The organism is Priestia sp. 3CA3 (assembly GCF_056836725.1).
On record NZ_JBXENJ010000001.1, the window covers coordinates 330,938 to 349,392 of the forward strand.

General features: G+C 39.2%; 18 protein-coding genes. All 18 read left to right on the plus strand.

What is annotated here, in order from left to right; all coding sequences use genetic code 11:
• Positions 1 to 67 precede the first annotated feature (67 nt).
• The 18 genes from gpr (at position 68) to yqfD (ending at position 18,455) form a co-directional block, all read left to right on the plus strand.
• Entirely contained in the window at positions 68 to 1,180 is a 1,113-nt protein-coding gene (gene gpr, locus AC1VNJ_RS01655; RefSeq protein WP_482640266.1) for a GPR endopeptidase, read from the plus strand.
• Positions 1,181 to 1,264: 84 nt separating this feature from the next.
• On the plus strand, positions 1,265 to 1,600 hold the full coding sequence (locus tag AC1VNJ_RS01660) for a YqxA family protein (protein ID WP_482640267.1): 336 nt from the start codon (positions 1,265 to 1,267) through the stop codon (positions 1,598 to 1,600).
• A gap of 128 nt (positions 1,601 to 1,728) precedes the next feature.
• Complete coding sequence (gene lepA, locus AC1VNJ_RS01665; RefSeq protein ID WP_013059246.1) at positions 1,729 to 3,552, plus strand: translation elongation factor 4; 1,824 nt, start codon at positions 1,729 to 1,731, stop codon at positions 3,550 to 3,552.
• 175 nt (positions 3,553 to 3,727) lie between these two features.
• Entirely contained in the window at positions 3,728 to 4,867 is a 1,140-nt protein-coding gene (hemW, locus tag AC1VNJ_RS01670; RefSeq protein WP_376184597.1) for a radical SAM family heme chaperone HemW, read from the plus strand.
• A 91-nt stretch (positions 4,868 to 4,958) separates the two neighbouring features.
• Positions 4,959 to 5,987 carry a heat-inducible transcriptional repressor HrcA gene (gene hrcA, locus AC1VNJ_RS01675; protein ID WP_013059244.1) on the plus strand — a complete coding sequence of 343 codons (1,029 nt, stop codon included), beginning with the start codon at positions 4,959 to 4,961 and terminating at the stop codon, positions 5,985 to 5,987.
• 105 nt (positions 5,988 to 6,092) lie between these two features.
• Entirely contained in the window at positions 6,093 to 6,653 is a 561-nt protein-coding gene (grpE, locus tag AC1VNJ_RS01680; protein ID WP_028411655.1) for a nucleotide exchange factor GrpE, read from the plus strand.
• 30 nt (positions 6,654 to 6,683) lie between these two features.
• Positions 6,684 to 8,501, plus strand: a complete 1,818-nt coding sequence (gene dnaK, locus AC1VNJ_RS01685) for a molecular chaperone DnaK (RefSeq protein WP_014458181.1) — start codon at positions 6,684 to 6,686, stop codon at positions 8,499 to 8,501.
• A gap of 235 nt (positions 8,502 to 8,736) precedes the next feature.
• The gene (dnaJ, locus tag AC1VNJ_RS01690) at positions 8,737 to 9,867 is read left to right on the plus strand and encodes a molecular chaperone DnaJ (RefSeq protein WP_013059241.1); all 1,131 of its coding nucleotides are present in this window, start codon (positions 8,737 to 8,739) and stop codon (positions 9,865 to 9,867) included.
• Positions 9,868 to 9,984: 117 nt separating this feature from the next.
• Complete coding sequence (prmA, locus tag AC1VNJ_RS01695) at positions 9,985 to 10,926, plus strand: 50S ribosomal protein L11 methyltransferase (RefSeq protein WP_028411654.1); 942 nt, start codon at positions 9,985 to 9,987, stop codon at positions 10,924 to 10,926.
• A gap of 19 nt (positions 10,927 to 10,945) precedes the next feature.
• Positions 10,946 to 11,698 carry a 16S rRNA (uracil(1498)-N(3))-methyltransferase gene (locus AC1VNJ_RS01700; RefSeq protein ID WP_033579675.1) on the plus strand — a complete coding sequence of 251 codons (753 nt, stop codon included), beginning with the start codon at positions 10,946 to 10,948 and terminating at the stop codon, positions 11,696 to 11,698.
• A gap of 5 nt (positions 11,699 to 11,703) precedes the next feature.
• The gene (gene mtaB, locus AC1VNJ_RS01705) at positions 11,704 to 13,062 is read left to right on the plus strand and encodes a tRNA (N(6)-L-threonylcarbamoyladenosine(37)-C(2))-methylthiotransferase MtaB (RefSeq protein WP_025750549.1); all 1,359 of its coding nucleotides are present in this window, start codon (positions 11,704 to 11,706) and stop codon (positions 13,060 to 13,062) included.
• A gap of 226 nt (positions 13,063 to 13,288) precedes the next feature.
• Positions 13,289 to 13,462 carry a 30S ribosomal protein S21 gene (rpsU, locus tag AC1VNJ_RS01710; protein ID WP_013059237.1) on the plus strand — a complete coding sequence of 58 codons (174 nt, stop codon included), beginning with the start codon at positions 13,289 to 13,291 and terminating at the stop codon, positions 13,460 to 13,462.
• Between the two features lie 15 nt (positions 13,463 to 13,477).
• A complete protein-coding gene (locus tag AC1VNJ_RS01715; protein ID WP_013059236.1) occupies positions 13,478 to 13,921 on the plus strand; it encodes a GatB/YqeY domain-containing protein in 444 nt (147 codons plus the stop codon).
• A gap of 178 nt (positions 13,922 to 14,099) precedes the next feature.
• Positions 14,100 to 15,431, plus strand: a complete 1,332-nt coding sequence (locus AC1VNJ_RS01720; RefSeq protein ID WP_482640268.1) for an NfeD family protein — start codon at positions 14,100 to 14,102, stop codon at positions 15,429 to 15,431.
• Positions 15,431 to 16,414, plus strand: coding sequence for a flotillin-like protein FloA (floA, locus tag AC1VNJ_RS01725; protein ID WP_028411651.1), 984 nt, complete (start codon positions 15,431 to 15,433; stop codon positions 16,412 to 16,414). The genes AC1VNJ_RS01720 and floA overlap by 1 nt, the downstream gene beginning before the upstream one ends.
• A gap of 31 nt (positions 16,415 to 16,445) precedes the next feature.
• Positions 16,446 to 16,907: a hypothetical protein gene (locus tag AC1VNJ_RS01730; protein ID WP_482640269.1), complete on the plus strand. Its 462-nt coding sequence runs from the start codon at positions 16,446 to 16,448 to the stop codon at positions 16,905 to 16,907.
• Between the two features lie 59 nt (positions 16,908 to 16,966).
• The gene (gene yqfC, locus AC1VNJ_RS01735) at positions 16,967 to 17,251 is read left to right on the plus strand and encodes a sporulation protein YqfC (RefSeq protein WP_013059232.1); all 285 of its coding nucleotides are present in this window, start codon (positions 16,967 to 16,969) and stop codon (positions 17,249 to 17,251) included.
• Between the two features lie 16 nt (positions 17,252 to 17,267).
• On the plus strand, positions 17,268 to 18,455 hold the full coding sequence (gene yqfD / locus AC1VNJ_RS01740) for a sporulation protein YqfD (RefSeq protein ID WP_028411649.1): 1,188 nt from the start codon (positions 17,268 to 17,270) through the stop codon (positions 18,453 to 18,455).

The following is an 18,455-nucleotide window of genomic DNA, read 5'->3' on the forward strand; positions in this document are numbered from 1 at the left end:
TAAATGCATGAATCTGCCAGTCCTCGGTGACAATAATTTCAACAAAGATTGTCTAGGAGGTTAAGAAATGGAAAAAGAACTTGATTTAAGTCAATATAGCGTGCGCACGGATCTAGCTGTCGAAGCAAAAGACATAGCGTTAGAAAATCAGCCTAAACCGAATAACCAGTCAGAAATCAACGGCGTAATTGTAAAAGAAAAAGAAGAACAAGGTGTCAAAATTTCAATGGTAGAAATTACGGAAGAGGGCGCAGAAGCAATCGGTAAGAAAAAAGGCCGATATGTAACCCTTGAATCGGTAGGCATTCGCGAGCAGGATACTGAAAAGCAAGAGGCTATGGAAGAAGTATTTGCTAAAGAGCTGAATTTTTTTATTAAAAGCCTCAACATTCCAGATGATGCTAGCTGTCTTGTAGTGGGTCTTGGAAACTTAAGTGTGACACCAGATGCGCTTGGACCAAAGGCAGTAGATAATTTGTTGATTACAAGACATTTGTTTGAGTTACAGCCTGAAAGCGTGCAAGATGGCTTTAGACCCGTTAGCGCCATTGTTCCGGGAGTAATGGGAATGACGGGTATTGAGACAAGTGATATTATCTTTGGCGTTGTAAAGAAAGTGAATCCGGATTTTATTATTGCAATCGATGCGCTGGCCGCTCGTTCGATTGAACGGGTAAATGCTACCATTCAAATTTCAGATTCAGGTATTCATCCTGGGTCTGGGGTTGGAAACAAGCGCAAAGAAATCAGTTATGAAACACTTGGCATTCCAGTTATTGCAATAGGTATTCCAACGGTGGTGGATGCTGTGTCCATTACAAGCGATACAATTGACTTTATCTTAAAACATTTTGGCCGAGAAATGAAAGAGCAGGGAAAGCCGTCTAAGTCGCTGCTTCCGTCCGGTATGACGTTTGGAGAAAAAAAGAAGCTCACGGAGGATGATTTACCCAATGAAGAGCAGCGTCAAACGTACCTCGGTATGATTGGCACTCTTCCCGTTGAAGAAAAAAGACGTCTTATTCATGAAGTGCTTGCACCTTTAGGTCATAATTTGATGGTTACACCAAAAGAAGTGGATATGTTTATTGAAGATATGGCTAATGTAGTTGCAGGAGGACTTAACGCTGCTTTGCATCATGAAGTGGACCAGGAGAACTTTGGGGCATATACTCATTAATACGCTTTTAGATGAATGAGTTCTTCAGAATATAGTCATAATGGTTAGTACTACAGAAGATAAAGAAGTAAGGGGCCTAATAATATGATTAAATTTACTTTAAAATCAGTAGTGCTAACTATTTTTTTACTGTTCGTCGTATTTTTAGGAATGCAGACGGCTCAGCAAGGGCTGATTAAAATGAAGGGATATAATGATCCTTCGATTGAACATGTTATTAATGTGTCTAAAACGTCAGATGGTCAGGTGGAAGCTGCTGTTTTAGGTTCAAAAAAAGTTGTGAACATTGATGAAAAACAGCAGCTTTTAGAAAAACGAAAGGCTTTTAACTTTTTCTCCTCGCTAGGTCAAAGTCTAGCGCAAGGCGTGAAAAGTACAATAGGGAAAGCTTTTAAGGCTATCCATCATCTTCTTAATTAAAAGCAGAATCTCTTTCTGCTTTTTTGTATGGAAAAATCCCCAATGGAATGCTTATTGAATGTTGACGAATGTGTTGTTATAATTTAGTTTAGTGTATTTTGCCGATTTTCAGTAGGAGTGAAAAAAATATGGATAGAGAAGCAAGATTGAAACGACAATCGAAAATCAGAAACTTTTCGATTATTGCTCATATAGACCACGGTAAGTCAACATTAGCAGACCGTATTTTAGAAAAAACAAATGCGTTAACACAGCGAGAAATGAAAGCTCAGCTTTTAGATTCGATGGATTTAGAACGTGAACGTGGAATTACCATTAAATTAAATGCTGTGCAGCTTCAATACAAAGCAAAAGATGGAGAAGAGTATACTTTTCATCTAATTGACACACCGGGACACGTCGATTTTACATATGAAGTGTCGCGAAGTTTAGCCGCGTGTGAAGGTGCTATTCTAGTAGTAGATGCAGCTCAAGGTATTGAAGCTCAAACACTAGCAAACGTATATTTAGCGCTTGATAACAACCTTGAAATTTTACCTGTCATTAATAAGATTGACCTGCCGAGCGCAGAGCCAGAGCGAGTGCGCCAAGAGGTTGAAGACGTAATTGGATTAGATGCGTCGGAAGCTGTATTAGCTTCAGCTAAAGCAGGAATTGGAATCGAAGAAATTTTAGAACAAATTGTTGAAAAAGTTCCTGCTCCTGAAGGGGATCCAGATGCACCGCTTCAAGCGCTAATCTTTGATTCATTTTATGATGCATACCGAGGTGTAGTTGCATCTATTCGTATCGTACAGGGACGAGTAAAAGTAGGCGACAAAATTAAAATGATGGCAACAGGAAAAGAGTTTGAGGTAACGGAGCTAGGTGTGTTAACGCCAAAAGCCGTTGCTAAAGATGAACTTTCTGTTGGCGACGTAGGGTTTTTAACAGCAGCTATTAAAAATGTTGGAGATACGCGAGTAGGGGACACGATTACTCTTGCCAAAAACGGAGCAAGTGAACCTCTTCCTGGCTATCGTCGTCTGAATCCAATGGTATACTGCGGACTGTATCCGATTGATACAGCGAAGTATAACGATCTTCGTGAAGCACTAGAAAAGTTAGAGCTAAATGACTCTGCACTTCAGTTTGAGCCAGAGACGTCTCAGGCCTTAGGGTTTGGTTTCCGATGTGGATTCTTAGGACTGCTTCACATGGAGATTATCCAAGAGCGTATTGAGCGTGAATTTAAAATTGATTTAATTACAACAGCTCCAAGCGTTATTTATGACGTATATTTAACAGACGAGACTCATCTGTCTGTAGATAACCCTTCTAATATGCCGGACCCACAAAAGATTGAACGCGTGGAAGAACCGTATGTGAAGGCCACAATGATGGTACCAAACGATTATGTTGGTGCTGTGATGGAGCTTTGTCAGAAGAAGCGAGGCAACTTTATTGATATGCAGTACTTGGATGCTAATCGCGTGAGTATTGTATACGAAATTCCGCTGGCTGAAATTGTATATGATTTCTTTGATCAACTAAAATCAAATACAAAAGGCTACGCGTCGTTTGACTACGAGCTTATCGGATATCAGCCTTCGAAGCTTGTGAAGATGGATATTCTCTTAAACGGTGAAACGGTCGATGCGCTGTCCTTTATCGTTCACAGAGATTCAGCTTATGATCGTGGTAAAGTCATTGTAGAAAAGCTTAAAGAGCTTATTCCACGTCAACAGTTCGAAGTGCCGATTCAAGCGGCAATCGGTCAAAAAATTGTGGCGCGTTCAACAATTAAAGCCATTCGCAAAAACGTTTTAGCAAAATGTTACGGAGGAGATATCTCTCGTAAACGTAAACTTCTTGAAAAACAAAAAGAAGGTAAAAAACGTATGAAGCAGGTCGGTTCTGTTGAAGTACCGCAGGAAGCATTCATGGCTGTGCTTCGCATGGACGAAGATTAATAGCTGAAATTCTATTATTTAACATGTCAAATTAGTTTTGAAAATGAAGCGAATCTGATACGATAGTAAAGAGTTTTGAGCGCTGTAAATAAGTGTGAACGAACATAGATAAAAATACCGCAGAGAGACTCTGCGGTATTTTTATCATTTATAAATGTGATTGAGGTGAAAGTCCATGGTGAAGGCAGCATATCTGCATATCCCGTTTTGTCATCATATTTGTCACTATTGTGACTTTAATAAAGTGTTTTTCAAAAATCAGCCCGTTATGCCGTATTTGGAAAGCATGCGAGAAGAAATGAAACAAACAGTCGAACGTTATCCAACGACCAATTTGAACACGATATTCGTTGGGGGTGGAACGCCCACAGCCTTAGATGAACAGCAGCTGGAGTATTTTTTAGAATCCATTCGTATGTATCTTCCTTATGATGAGAAAGGTGAGTTTACATTTGAAGCGAATCCGAATGAATTGACAAAAGAAAAGCTTCAGCTTCTCCATGACTATGGCGTGAATCGTTTAAGTATTGGTGTACAAACGTTTAATGAAAGGTTATTGGAGAAAATTGGACGTGTGCATTCAAATAGGCAGGTATTTGATTGTATTGAGCAAGCGAGAAAGATTGGAATGTCGAATATAAGCTTAGACTTAATTTATAGCTTGCCGGAACAAACGGTAGCTGATTTTTCTTCTACGCTTCAAACCGCTTTTTCATTAGAGGTAGAGCATATGTCTGCCTATTCGTTAATTATTGAACCTAAAACGGTATTTTATAATTTAATGAATAAAGGGAAGCTGCCGCTGCCTGCTCAAGAAGAAGAAGCAGCTATGTATGAGCTGCTTATGAAAGAAATGGACAAACAAGGTTTTCATCAATATGAAATCAGTAATTTCGCAAAGTCAGGCTACGAGAGTATTCATAATCTAACATATTGGAACAACGACGATTATTACGGAATTGGTGCAGGCGCACATAGCTATATTGACGGAATAAGACGAGCAAATATTGGACCATTAAAAAAGTACATTGATTCAGTCGAGCAAAAAGGAAATGCATATCTTAATGAAGTGAGCGTGACCGAGGCTGAAAAAATGGAAGAAGAAATGTTTTTGGGTCTTCGTAAAACGAAAGGAGTCTCAAAAGAGGAGTTTAAGCAAAAATTCAATCGAGAATTAAAAGATGTATTTGGAGAACCTATTCAAGAATACAAAAAGAAAGGACTTTTGGGTGAAGACAATAGCTCCGTCTTTTTAACACACAATGGTCGATTTTTGGGGAATGAAGTTTTTCAAGCCTTTATTGGGATAATCTAATACCAAATCGTTGACATCGCTATAGTGATTTGGTAATTTATTATTAGATTTAGCACTCAGAGTTTTAGAGTGCTAACAGAGGTGATGAAGCGTGCTTACTGATCGACAGTTATTAATTTTACAAGTCATTATTGATGATTTCATTCGATCTGCGCAGCCGGTAGGCTCTCGAACATTATCTAAGAAAGAAGAGTTTAATTTTAGTTCGGCTACGATTCGTAATGAGATGTCAGACCTAGAAGAACTTGGATTTATTGAAAAAACTCATACTTCTTCAGGGCGCGTTCCGTCTGAGAAAGGCTATCGTTATTATGTTGATCACCTAGTGTCCCCGCAGCACTTGAAAGCAAGCGATGTTTCTACAGTACGTTCGGTATTTGCTGAGCGCATTGTAGAACTGGAGCAGCTCGTTCAAAAATCAGCGCAAATTTTATCTGATTTAACGAGTTTAACGTCCATTGTGCTAGGGCCAAAAGCGGTCAGCCATAAGTTAAAACAGCTGCAGATTTTACCTTTAACGGCTCAGTCAGCTGTTGCCATTATTGTGACTGATACAGGACACGTTGAAAGTCGGACGATTACGTTACCGAGCAGTATTCAACCTTCCGATATTGAAAAGATGGTTAACATTTTGAACGAAAAGCTCATCGGCGTTCGCATTACTGATTTACATGATAAAATGTACAAAGAAGTAGCGACGCTCTTAAAAAGCCACATTCAAGGGTATGAGCAGACGATGGATATACTCAATGATGCATTAAAGCTCAACATGAATGGCAAATTAGTAGTTGGCGGCAAAACGAATATGTTTGCTCAGCCGGAATTTCATGATCTTAATAAAATTCGCGGGCTGTTCAACATTATTGAACATGAACAGCAGTTTTATAAGCTGCTAAGCCCAAATGAGGCTGGCATACACGTGAAAATTGGTCATGAAAATAAGTTGAATGAAATGGTAGGCTGCAGCTTAATTACAGCTAGTTATTCTTTTGGTCACGAACAGCTTGGCACAATTGCTATACTGGGACCGACCCGCATGGAATATGCGCGTGTGATTAGTTTGCTTACACTGCTATCATCAGATATGTCTCAAGTGTTAACAAACTTGTATAAAGAATAAAGGAATCGGGTGGAATATATTACTTCCATCCTTTCCCTGTGATAAAATAAAAATCGTTGTTTAAAATGTGAAAATGTGTGTAAACATTTAAGGGAGGTGAATGAATTGTCAAACGAAAAGCAAGTAGAAGAACAAAACGAAGAAGTGGTTGAAGAAGTTCAAACAGAAGCTGCTGAAGCAACTGAAGCTGAAGCGTCTGAGGAAGTAAACCCTCTTCAACAAGAAAATGATCAATTAAAGCAACAGCTTGAAGAAGAAGAGAATCGCTACTTACGTCTACAAGCTGATTTCGATAATTTCCGTCGTCGTTCACGTCTCGATGCAGAAGCTGCTCAAAAATACCGTGCTCAATCATTGGTTGCGGATATTTTACCAGCACTTGATAACTTTGAACGTGCATTACAAGTTAACACAGCGGACGAACAAACCAAATCTGTGCTACAAGGTGTAGAAATGGTATACCGTCAATTGGTAGAGGCACTTCAAAAAGAAGGTGTTGAAGCAATTGAGTCAGTTGGGAAAACATTTGATCCATACGAGCATCAAGCAGTGATGCAAGTAGAAGACGATGAATACGAACCGAACACGGTAGTAGAAGAGCTTCAAAAAGGTTACAAATTAAAAGATAAAATCATCCGCCCTGCGATGGTTAAAGTGAATCAATAACACTACATATTATGAAGGAGGTCATTGTCAATGAGTAAGATCATTGGTATCGATTTAGGTACAACTAACTCTTGTGTCGCTGTATTAGAAGGCGGCGAACCAAAAGTAATTCCAAATCCAGAAGGAAACCGTACAACGCCATCAGTTGTGGCATTCAAAAACGGTGAGCGTCAAGTTGGGGAAGTAGCGAAACGTCAAGCTATTACAAACCCTAACACAATTATTTCAGTTAAACGTCATATGGGTACAGACCATAAGGTGGAAGCTGAAGGCAAGCAATACACGCCTCAAGAAATGTCAGCTATCATTCTTCAACATTTAAAAGGTTATGCTGAAGAGTATTTAGGTGAGCCTGTAACAAAAGCTGTTATCACAGTTCCTGCTTACTTTAATGATGCTGAGCGTCAAGCAACAAAAGATGCTGGTAAAATTGCTGGTTTAGAAGTAGAGCGTATTATTAACGAGCCTACTGCAGCAGCGCTTGCATACGGATTAGAAAAAACAGATGAAGATCAAACAGTTTTAGTTTATGACCTTGGTGGCGGTACGTTTGACGTATCTATTCTAGAACTTGGCGACGGCGTGTTTGAAGTTCGCGCAACTGCAGGTGACAATCGCCTTGGTGGTGACGACTTTGACCAAGTGATCATCGACTATTTAGTAGCTGAATTCAAAAAAGAAAACGGCGTTGATTTAAGCAAAGATAAAATGGCGCTTCAACGTTTAAAAGATGCGGCTGAAAAAGCGAAAAAAGATTTATCAGGCGTAACATCTACACAAATTTCTTTACCATTTATCACTGCTGGAGAAGCTGGTCCTCTTCACTTAGAAGTATCTTTATCACGTGCTAAATTTGACGAGTTATCAGCAGGTCTTGTTGAACGTACAATGGCCCCTGTGCGTCAAGCTTTAAAAGATGCAGGTCTTTCTGCAAGCGAACTTGATAAAGTAATCTTAGTTGGTGGTTCAACTCGTATCCCAGCGGTACAAGATGCAATCAAAAAAGAAACTGGTCAAGATCCTCATAAAGGTGTAAACCCTGATGAAGTAGTTGCACTTGGTGCAGCAATTCAAGGTGGCGTATTAACTGGTGATGTAAAAGACGTTGTATTACTAGACGTAACGCCTTTATCACTAGGTATCGAAACAATGGGTGGCGTATTTACAAAGCTAATTGAGCGTAATACGACAATTCCAACAAGTAAATCACAAGTATTCTCAACGGCTGCAGATAGCCAAACGGCTGTAGATATTCACGTTCTTCAAGGTGAGCGTCCAATGTCTGCAGACAATAAAACGCTAGGACGTTTCCAATTAACAGACATTCCTCCTGCACCACGCGGAGTACCTCAAATCGAAGTATCATTCGATATTGATAAGAACGGTATCGTAAACGTTCGTGCAAAAGATTTAGGTACAAACAAAGAGCAGGCGATTACAATTAAATCTTCAACTGGTTTATCAGATGACGAAATCGAACGCATGGTAAAAGAGGCGGAAGAAAACGCAGATGCTGATAAGCAACGTAAAGAAGAAGTGGAACTACGCAACGAAGCAGATCAACTAGTGTTTACAACTGAAAAAACATTAAAAGATCTTGAAGGAAAAGTAGAAGAAGCTGAAGTAACAAAAGCTAACGAAGCAAAAGATGCTTTAAAAGCTGCGATTGAAAAGAATGACCTTGAAGAAATCAAAGCGAAAAAAGATGAACTTCAAGAAATCGTTCAAGCGTTAACTGTAAAATTGTATGAGCAAGCTCAACAAGCTCAGCAAGCAGGTGAACAAGGCGCTCAAAATGATGATGTTGTAGATGCAGAGTTTGAAGAAGTAAACGACGACAAAAAATAATGCATCTTGACGACTAACGTGAATGACGCCATGGTGCGATTCACATCTTTTTAAAAAGTCAAAGTCAAGCTTATTTCTTGGCTTTGACTTTTTTAACGTGGAAAAGCGAAAGGGGAAGTTTTTCTCTTGGCTCTCTGCGTGCACGTGAGCAATAGAAAGTAACTTTTATGTTGCTATGGAATTATTAATAATGATACAATTACGTTTATGTGAAACGATTCGGGAGTGAGTATTGATGAGTAAGCGAGATTACTATGAAGTACTCGGTATCAGTAAGAGCGCTACAAAAGATGAAATAAAAAAAGCATACCGCAAGCTTTCTAAACAATATCATCCAGATATTAATAAAGCGGAAGATGCTGCTGACAAATTTAAAGAAGTAAAAGAAGCATATGAAGTATTGAGTGATGACCAAAAAAAAGCACAATACGATCAATTTGGTCATACTGATCCAAATCAAGGCTTTGGCGGCTTTGGTGGAGGCGGCTCAGACTTTGGCGGCTTCGGCTTTGAAGATATTTTCAGCTCGATCTTTGGTGGTGGTGGTCGCAGACGTGACCCTAATGCTCCGAGACAAGGTGCCGATTTACAATACACGATGACACTTTCTTTTGAAGAAGCTGTTTTCGGAAAAGAAACAACAATTGAAATTCCACGTGAAGAAACGTGTGAAACATGTCACGGTTCAGGTGCAAAACCTGGAACAAAAGTTGATACATGTTCGCACTGTAATGGTTCAGGTCAGTTAAACGTTGAACAAAACACGCCGTTTGGTCGCGTGGTAAATCGACGTGCGTGTCATCATTGTAATGGTACGGGGAAAATCATTAAAGACAAATGTGCAACGTGCCACGGTGACGGTAAAGTAACAAAACGACGTAAAATTAATGTTAAAATTCCAGCTGGTGTAGATGATGGTCAACAGCTGCGCGTTAGTGCTCAAGGAGAACCAGGGGTAAATGGTGGTCCTCCGGGAGATTTATACGTAGTGTTCCACGTGCGCACTCATGAATTCTTTGAACGTGATGGAGACGATATCTACTGCGAAATGCCTTTAACGTTTGCTCAGGCAGCACTAGGTGATGAAGTAGAAGTACCAACTCTACACGGCAAGGTGAAGCTTAAGATTCCTGCTGGTACACAAACGGGGACGAAATTCCGTTTAAAAGGAAAAGGTGTGGCAAACGTACGAGGGTATGGTCAAGGAGATCAGCATATTCACGTTCGCGTTGTAACGCCAACAAAAATATCAGAAAAACAAAAACAATTATTGCGTGAGTTCGCTGAACTGAGCGGTCAAGAAGCCGTTGATGAGCAGCATGATTCCTTTTTTGCAAAAGTAAAACGAGCAATTAAAGGAGAATAATTGTCTTTCATAATAAACAGAGACAGGTTGGTAAAGGTACTTTGCCAACCTGTCATCTGTCATGTTCATATTTAAAATCCTATATTACTGAAGGCAGAAAGGATGAAGTTGGTAGCAATGAAATGGTCTGAAATTTGTATTCATACAGCGCAAGAAGCAATTGAACCCATCTCTCATATTTTACATGAATCAGGAGCTAGCGGGGTAGTCATTGAAGATCCTGCTGATTTAGTGAAGGACAGAGATACAACTTTTGGTGAAATCTATGATTTAAACGTAGAAGACTACCCAGAGGAAGGTGTAGTGATTAAAGCATACCTTCCAGTTAACAGCTTTTTAGCAGAAACTGTGGATGGTATCAAAAAAGAAATTAATGGACTGCTTGTTTACGACTTTGATTTAGGAGCTAACAAAGTTACGATCAGTGAAGTGAACGAGGAAGAGTGGGCCACTGCTTGGAAAAAATATTACCACCCTGTGAAAATTTCAGAGCGTTTTACGATTGTACCAACTTGGGAAAACTATGAAAAAGTAAGCACAGATGAATTGATTATCGAGCTTGATCCCGGAATGGCTTTTGGTACAGGTACGCATCCAACGACGGTTATGTCTCTTCAAGCATTGGAAAGAACAGTGAAAGCAGGAGATACCGTTATTGACGTGGGTACAGGCTCAGGAGTGCTAAGTATTGGCGCAGCCCTGTTAGGAGCAAGTAATGTACAAGCTCTAGATCTTGATGAAGTAGCCGTACGTTCTGCCCGCGAAAATATTGAACTGAATCAAGTTGGAAATATCGTAACAGTAGGTCAAAACAACTTATTGCAAGGCATAGAAGGGCCGGTTGACATTGTTGTGGCGAATATTCTAGCTGAGGTAATCGTTCGTTTTGTAGACGATGCTGCAAAGGTATTAAAGCCAGGAGGCATGTTCATTACATCAGGTATTATTAGTGCGAAAAAAGAAGATGTCAAAAAAGCGTTAACGGGAGCGGGCTTTGTTATTCAAGAAGTAACGCTTATGGAAGACTGGGTAGCAATTATTGCGCAAAAACAAGCTTAACAAGTGAGAAGGTGTCAAGATGCAACGTTATTTTCTGCCAAATGATCAATTTCAAGAGCAAAGTGTCACAGTGATACAAGATGATGCCCATCATATCTCACGCGTCATGAGAATGAATGAAGGATCACAGTTTATTGCCTGTAATGAACAGGGGCAAGCTGCTTTGTGTGAAATTGAAAATATTTCCGCTAACGAAGTGAAAGCATCTATTATAGAATGGATAAGCGAAGAAAAAGAGCTTCCAGTCCATGTTACAATTGTGAACGGTCTGCCTAAAGGGGATAAGCTCGAGCTTATTATCCAAAAAGGGACAGAACTTGGAGCGTATAGGTTTATCCCTTTTATTGCGGCTCGTTCAGTTGTTAAATGGGATGATAAAAAGAGTCAAAAAAAAGTAGATCGCTGGAACAAGATTGCTAAAGAGGCTGCAGAACAATCTCATCGTACGATTGTACCAGCAGTAGAAGCCCCAATTTCTTTTAAGAAACTAGTAGAAATTAGCGGTGACTATACTCATAAAGTTGTAGCCTACGAAGAAAGAGCAAAGCAAGGAGAAACATCTCATCTGCATGCTGTTCTTTCAGCTTTAAAACCCGGCAATTCCGTGCTTGTGGTTGTAGGCCCCGAGGGTGGTTTGACCGAGCAGGAAGTAGAAGTATTAGAAGAAAATGAATTTACAATAAGCGGCTTTGGTCCGCGGATTTTACGAGCAGAAACAGCTCCATTATATGCGCTGTCTGCTATATCTTATCAAACTGAGTTAATGAGGTGACGATTATGTCAACAGTTGCTTTTCACACGCTAGGGTGTAAAGTAAATCACTATGAAACAGAAGCAATTTGGCAATTGTTCAAAGGCCAAGGCTATGAGCGTGTTGAATATGAACAAACTGCCGATGTATATGTAATTAATACATGTACGGTAACAAATACAGGAGATAAAAAGAGCCGTCAAGTTATTCGCAGAGCTGTGCGAAAAAATCCAGATGCGGTTATTTGTGTAACTGGATGTTATGCTCAAACTTCGCCAGCTGAAATTATGGCCATTCCTGGTGTTGATATCGTAGTAGGTACACAAGATCGTGTTAAGATGCTTGATTATATTGAACAATTTAAAAAAGAGCGTCAGCCGATTAACGGTGTAGGAAACATTATGAAAACACGCGTATATGAAGAGCTAGATGTACCGGCATTTACAGACCGTACGCGTGCTTCGTTAAAAATTCAAGAAGGCTGTAACAACTTCTGTACATTCTGTATTATTCCATGGGCACGCGGTTTAATGCGATCTCGTGATCCTAAAGAAGTAGTAGCACAAGCACAGCAGCTAGTGGATGCAGGCTATAAAGAAATCGTGTTAACAGGTATTCACACTGGCGGATACGGAGAAGACATGAAAGATTACAATCTTGCCCAGCTTCTTCGTGATTTAGAGTCTCAAGTAAAAGGATTAAAACGCATTCGTATTTCGTCAATTGAAGCAAGTCAAATTACGGACGAAGTGATAGAGGTACTAGATCAGTCAGAAATGGTTGTACGTCATTTGCATATCCCTCTTCAATCAGGTTCAAATACGGTATTGAAGCGCATGCGTCGTAAGTATACAATGGAGTTCTTTGGCGAGCGCTTAAACCGCCTGAAAGAAGCTCTTCCTGGATTAGCGATTACATCAGATGTGATTGTCGGGTTCCCAGGTGAGACAGAAGAAGAGTTTATGGAGACGTATAACTTTATTAAAGAGCACGGTTTTTCAGAGCTTCACGTATTCCCGTATTCTAAACGTACAGGTACGCCAGCAGCTCGTATGACCGACCAGATTGATGAAGAAGTAAAAAATCAACGTGTGCACCGTTTAATCGAACTTTCAAACCAATTGGCAAAAGAATATGCTTCAACGTTTGAAGGAGAAGTACTGGAAGTAATTCCGGAAGAAAAATATAAAGAAGATCCTGAAAGTGGTTTATATGTAGGATATACTGATAACTACTTAAAGGTTGTGTTTAAAGCGTCTGAAGAAATGGTTGGAAAGCTTGTAAAAGTGAAAATTTCAAAAGCTGGATATCCTTATAATGAAGGTGAGTTTGTTCGCGTGCTAGATGAGGTTCATCTTCAAGATCAGGTGAAAATGAGCTCATAACACTTATTGGAAAGCTGCGTGTTTGCGCAGCTTTTTTCATACGTATAAAACAGCTGAGCGAGTAATGTTTTATCAAGAAAGTTCATAAAATAAAGGAGGAATAACTGCATTACTTTATGTAAAGCGGTTGACCTTAAGGAATCATTATATTATAATTGCAAAAGACATGTCTAACATGTCATTTCATTATGATGTTAGTGGTTTTGTTCGGAGGGAGGGAATTAGAATGTCAAGAACAGTTGTTCGTAAAAACGAATCGCTTGAAGATGCTCTTCGTCGCTTCAAACGTTCAGTTTCAAAAACTGGTACGTTACAAGAAGCAAGAAAGCGCGAATTCTATGAAAAGCCTAGCGTAAAGCGTAAGAAGAAATCTGAAGCTGCTAGAAAACGCAAGTTCTAATAAGAGGGTGGATTTATGAGTCTTCTCGAGCGTTTAAATAGTGATATGAAACAAGCGATGAAAAACAAAGAGAAAGAGAAGCTTGGGGTCATTCGTATGGTCAAAGCATCTCTTCAAAACGAAGCCATTAAGTTAGGCACTGACCTAACTGAAGCAGACGAGTTGACGGTTATTTCTCGCGAATTCAAACAACGTAAAGACTCCCTCCATGAATTTGAGAAAGCAGGTCGTCAAGATCTTGTTGATAAAATTCATTCTGAATTAGCGGTTTTAGAAGTTTACGCTCCTAAACAGCTAACTGAAGAAGAGTTATCTGAAATTATTAAAACGACGATTGAAGAAACGCAGTCTTCCTCTAAAGCTGATATGGGGAAAGTTATGGGAGCGCTTATGCCGAAAGTAAAAGGCAAAGCGGATGGCTCTCTTGTTAATAAGCTTGTCCTTCAACACTTATCATAAAAAACACCTTACCTTGTGTAAGGTGTTTTTTATATAGATAATATCCGAACGTATGTTTTGTTTCTCTAGTGCAAAGAATAAAATAGATAAATTTTAAAAAATTTGAAACTATTGTTAAAGTTATTCGTATATACAGATACATACTCATACTATCTATGGAAGGAGGGAAGTGTATTCGGTGAAAACCTTATTTTCTTTCGTGTGCTTTCTTATTTTAGCCACTGGGTTATTCCCCACTATTAGCACCGCTGACGTGAAGCGTGTACACATTATTCCTGTCAATAAAACGGTAGAAAATGGACTGCTTTCTTTTTTAAACAGATCCATTGAAGATGCGGAAAATGACGGTGCAGATTTGATTATATTGGACATAGATACTCCTGGAGGAGCTGTAGATGCAGCTTCTGAAATAGCTAAAAGCTTAACCTCAACACCTATTCCTACCGCTGCTTTTGTCGACAAAAAAGCATTATCGGCCGGAGCGTATATTGCACTTAACGCCGATCAAATTTATATGACACCCGGTTCTACAATGGGATCGGCAGCTGTGATTGACCAACAGGGAAATGCAGCAGGAAAAAAAGCTCAGTCCTACTGGTTATCGGCTATGAAGAGCGCAGCAGAACAAAATAACCGAAACCCTAAATATGCAGAAGCGATGGCAAACACAAAGATGGTCATACCTGAGCTCAACTTAAAAGGGAACGAATTGTTGACGCTAACTCCGAAGCAAGCCGAGCAAGTTGGTTATTCAGAAGGAACTGTAAAAAATTTAGATAATCTCCTGAGCGTGCTTGGCTATGAAGATGCTAAACTGACGTATGCAAAAATGAGTGTAAGTGAACAAATTGCTCGTTTTCTTACCCATCCGCTTGTTGTTCCCATTTTATTATCTATTGGTGCTTTAGGAATTGTAATTGAATTGTTTACGCCTTCATTTGGTATTGCGGGCTCCATTGGAGTAGCTTCACTTCTTTTATTTTTCTATGGTCATATGGTAGCAGGATTAGCAGGAATGGAAGTCCTCGTTTTATTTATAGCAGGAATTATACTGCTTCTATTAGAGATTGTAGTGCCAGGCGGCGTTTTAGGGCTGCTAGGGCTTGGAGCTATCATTTTAAGTTTTTTTATGTCAACAGATAATAATGTCGAAATGGGAATTTCTCTTGTAATTGCAATAGTGGTGGCACTGGGAGGTGCGTTTGTGATGATGAAATTTTTTAAAAGAAAGCTTACACCTTTCAAAAAAATGGTGCTTAATGATTCACTTAATACCGAATCTGGTTATGTATCGAATCAAAATCGGTATGAATTAATAGGAAAACAAGGTAAAACAACAACACCGCTGCGTCCTTCAGGCACCGTGCTCATCGATGAAGAGTATGTGGATGTAGTCACTGAAGGCGGATATTTAGACAAAGATGTGTTAGTAAATATTATAAAAGTAGAGGGATCAAGGGTTGTGGTGCGGAAGCTCACAGAACCTTTGAAAAAGGAGGACCTTAATTAATGGAAGCAGGTAGCGTATTGTTTTTTGTAGTTATTGGCCTAGCAATTATTGCTTTAGCTGTTTTTTTCACTTTTGTACCGATTATGTTATGGATCTCAGCATTAGCAGCAGGCGTTCGTATTAGTATTTTCACACTGGTCGGAATGAGACTTCGTCGAGTGATACCATCTCGCGTTGTGAACCCGTTAATTAAAGCAAGTAAAGCCGGTTTAGGTATTACCATTAATCAATTAGAAAGCCACTATTTAGCAGGCGGTAACGTGGACCGCGTGGTAAATGCGTTGATTGCAGCGCACCGAGCAAATATTGAGTTAACATTTGAGCGCGGAGCAGCTATCGACTTAGCGGGCCGTGATGTGCTAGAAGCTGTACAAATGAGCGTTAATCCAAAAGTTATTGAAACACCTTTTATTGCAGGGGTGGCTATGGATGGAATCGAAGTCAAAGCAAAAGCCCGAATTACCGTTCGTGCAAACATTGATCGACTAGTAGGGGGAGCTGGAGAAGAAACGATTATTGCCCGTGTTGGCGAGGGGATTGTTTCTACAATCGGTTCACAAAAAGATCACAAAAAAGTATTGGAAAACCCTGATATGATCTCTCAAACGGTTTTAGGAAAAGGGTTGGATTCCGGAACAGCGTTTGAAATCTTATCCATTGATATTGCTGATATCGACATTGGTAAAAATATTGGGGCAGTTCTTCAAACAGACCAAGCAGAAGCAGATAAAAATATTGCCCAAGCAAAAGCCGAAGAACGTCGTGCTATGGCCGTTGCTCAAGAACAAGAAATGCGTGCAAAAGTAGAAGAAATGCGTGCAAAAGTAGTAGAAGCAGAAGCAGAAGTACCATTAGCGATGGCAGAAGCACTGCGCTCTGGCAATATTGGCGTCATGGATTATATGAATATTCAAAACTTGACTGCTGATACGGATATGCGTGATTCAATTGGAAAAATGTCTAAAGAAGACGATGAGAAATAATGAATCAGTTTAACAAGGAGGTTTTCTCCTAATGAATATCGTTGAAACGCTTATTAAACTAATTATTAATAATGCTTTCATTTTTGTCATCATTGGAGGGATTATTTTTAACGTTGTGCAGCGTTTTATGGCTCAGTCAAAAGAGGAAGAACAGCAGCGTTCTAAAAGAGCTCCTATGCCTCCTGTAAACAATCCTTCAAGGCGGGAAAGACCTAGATATCGCCCTGTCAAAGAAGAGCCAAAAACAGCTCGTATGGAGCCAGAAACTGTTCCTTCAGCGGAAACAAATCCTTTGCAAGAAAAACTGGAAGAGCTAAAAAACCGTTCGTATCATGAACCTTCTATTCAAAAGAAAATCGCAGTTGAAAAACCAAAAATATCTGATGAGAAAAACGTTTTTAAGCCCATTTCTCGTAAAGAAGCTGTTCAAGGAGTGATATGGTCCGAAATTCTAGGGCCGCCAAAATCGAAACAACGTAAATATAAACGATAAATAGATGTGATACATTAACCCCCTTTCTCATAAACATGAGATGAAAGGGGGTTCTTTTTATGAGCAAAAAGTGGAGACACCAAATGAAAAGATGGATGACAAAAACAATGGAACTACCCGCTGATGTATTAATGGATCTTCCCCGTATTACGTTAGTTGGACAAATACACATTTATATTGAAAATCATAAAGGTTTATTAGCCTTTTCTGATACTGAAATACGCGTGTTACTAAAACAGGGACAAATGTTAATTCGAGGTGAAGGACTGGTCATTAAAGTAATACTGCCAGAAGAACTGGTTTTAGAAGGTAAAATCAATCAAGTTCTTTATTTAGAACAATAACACAAGGAGGAAAAAAATGAAGAATGGATGGACAAACTTTGTTATTGGTACCGTACGTATTCGAATTGTTGGAAAAGGAATTGAACGTTTTTTAAATAATTGTGTGAGACAACAGATTATGATTTCGAATGTCCATAAAGTTGACGGTCAGCTAGCGACAGCAACGATATTATTGAAAGATGTAAAGAAAATTCGTATACTAATTCGCAACGCAGACTGTAAAATTTATTTTATAAGAGGCCGAGGTTTTCCTTTTTTAACAAAACGAGTGATTAAAAATAGTGGATTTGCTTTAGGTTTTCTTTCTTTTTTTATTATTCTTGGTTTGCTTTCCAACATGGTGTGGAAAGTGGAAATTAGCGGTGCAGAACCACAAACAGAACATCAAATGACGAAGCAGCTGGCCAAAATAGGTGTAAAAAGAGGAGAGTTTCAATTTCTGTTAGAGAGTCCTGAAAAAATTCAGCGCTATTTAACGGATAATATGAACAATATTACCTGGGTGGGAGTAGAAGTGCGCGGCACTTCTTATCACTTCCAAGTGGTTGAAAAAAATGAGCCCAAGCCTCAGCAAAAAACACCTTACCAACATTTAATTGCTAAAAAGAAAGCTATTATTACGAATTTGTTTGTCGAAAAAGGACAACCTTTAGTCAAGGTTAATGATTTTGTCAACGAAGGCGAGGTCTTAGTTTCCGGTATTATTGGAAACGAAAAAAATAAAAAAGTAGTAGCTGCTAAAGGAAAAGTCTACGGTGAAACATGGTATAAGTCTGAGGTGGAAGTGCCTTTAAAAACTGATTTTCAAGTATTAACGGGTAATGGATATACGAAGCACTATTTAGATTTTCAAGCTTTTAAAATGCCTCTTTGGGCTTTTAACAAAGAGAAATACGGCTCAAAGGTGACAGAAAAAGTGGAGCATCCACTCTATTTTTTTAAATGGAAATTACCTCTGTCGTATGAGAAAGTTGCTGTACGAGAAGAACAGAATTCGCAGCGCGTCTATTCTAAACAAGAGGCGGTGGAAAAAGCTTTGGAAATCGGTCGAAAAAAATTACTATCAACTTTAGGTGAGGATGCTAAAATAAAAGGTGAAAAAGTTTTGCACCAAGAACAGGACAATGGTAAAGTTAGATTATCAATACATTACCAAGTTATAGAAAATATTGCGAACACTCAACCAATTATTCAAGGAGATTGA

Excerpts from the sequence above, each read along its gene's own strand:
- lepA (WP_013059246.1), top strand. The coding sequence starts at position 1,729 with ATGGATAGAGAAGCAAGATTGAAACGACAATCGAAAATCAGAAACTTT.
- AC1VNJ_RS01660 (WP_482640267.1), top strand. The coding sequence starts at position 1,265 with ATGATTAAATTTACTTTAAAATCAGTAGTGCTAACTATTTTTTTACTG.
- AC1VNJ_RS01730 (WP_482640269.1), top strand. The coding sequence starts at position 16,446 with ATGAATATCGTTGAAACGCTTATTAAACTAATTATTAATAATGCTTTC.
- prmA (WP_028411654.1), top strand. The coding sequence starts at position 9,985 with ATGAAATGGTCTGAAATTTGTATTCATACAGCGCAAGAAGCAATTGAA.
- AC1VNJ_RS01700 (WP_033579675.1), top strand. The coding sequence starts at position 10,946 with ATGCAACGTTATTTTCTGCCAAATGATCAATTTCAAGAGCAAAGTGTC.
- mtaB (WP_025750549.1), top strand. The coding sequence starts at position 11,704 with ATGTCAACAGTTGCTTTTCACACGCTAGGGTGTAAAGTAAATCACTAT.
- gpr (WP_482640266.1), top strand. The coding sequence starts at position 68 with ATGGAAAAAGAACTTGATTTAAGTCAATATAGCGTGCGCACGGATCTA.
- rpsU (WP_013059237.1), top strand. The coding sequence starts at position 13,289 with ATGTCAAGAACAGTTGTTCGTAAAAACGAATCGCTTGAAGATGCTCTT.
- AC1VNJ_RS01715 (WP_013059236.1), top strand. The coding sequence starts at position 13,478 with ATGAGTCTTCTCGAGCGTTTAAATAGTGATATGAAACAAGCGATGAAA.
- dnaJ (WP_013059241.1), top strand. The coding sequence starts at position 8,737 with ATGAGTAAGCGAGATTACTATGAAGTACTCGGTATCAGTAAGAGCGCT.
- yqfD (WP_028411649.1), top strand. The coding sequence starts at position 17,268 with ATGAAGAATGGATGGACAAACTTTGTTATTGGTACCGTACGTATTCGA.
- hemW (WP_376184597.1), top strand. The coding sequence starts at position 3,728 with ATGGTGAAGGCAGCATATCTGCATATCCCGTTTTGTCATCATATTTGT.
- floA (WP_028411651.1), top strand. The coding sequence starts at position 15,431 with ATGGAAGCAGGTAGCGTATTGTTTTTTGTAGTTATTGGCCTAGCAATT.
- dnaK (WP_014458181.1), top strand. The coding sequence starts at position 6,684 with ATGAGTAAGATCATTGGTATCGATTTAGGTACAACTAACTCTTGTGTC.
- yqfC (WP_013059232.1), top strand. The coding sequence starts at position 16,967 with ATGAGCAAAAAGTGGAGACACCAAATGAAAAGATGGATGACAAAAACA.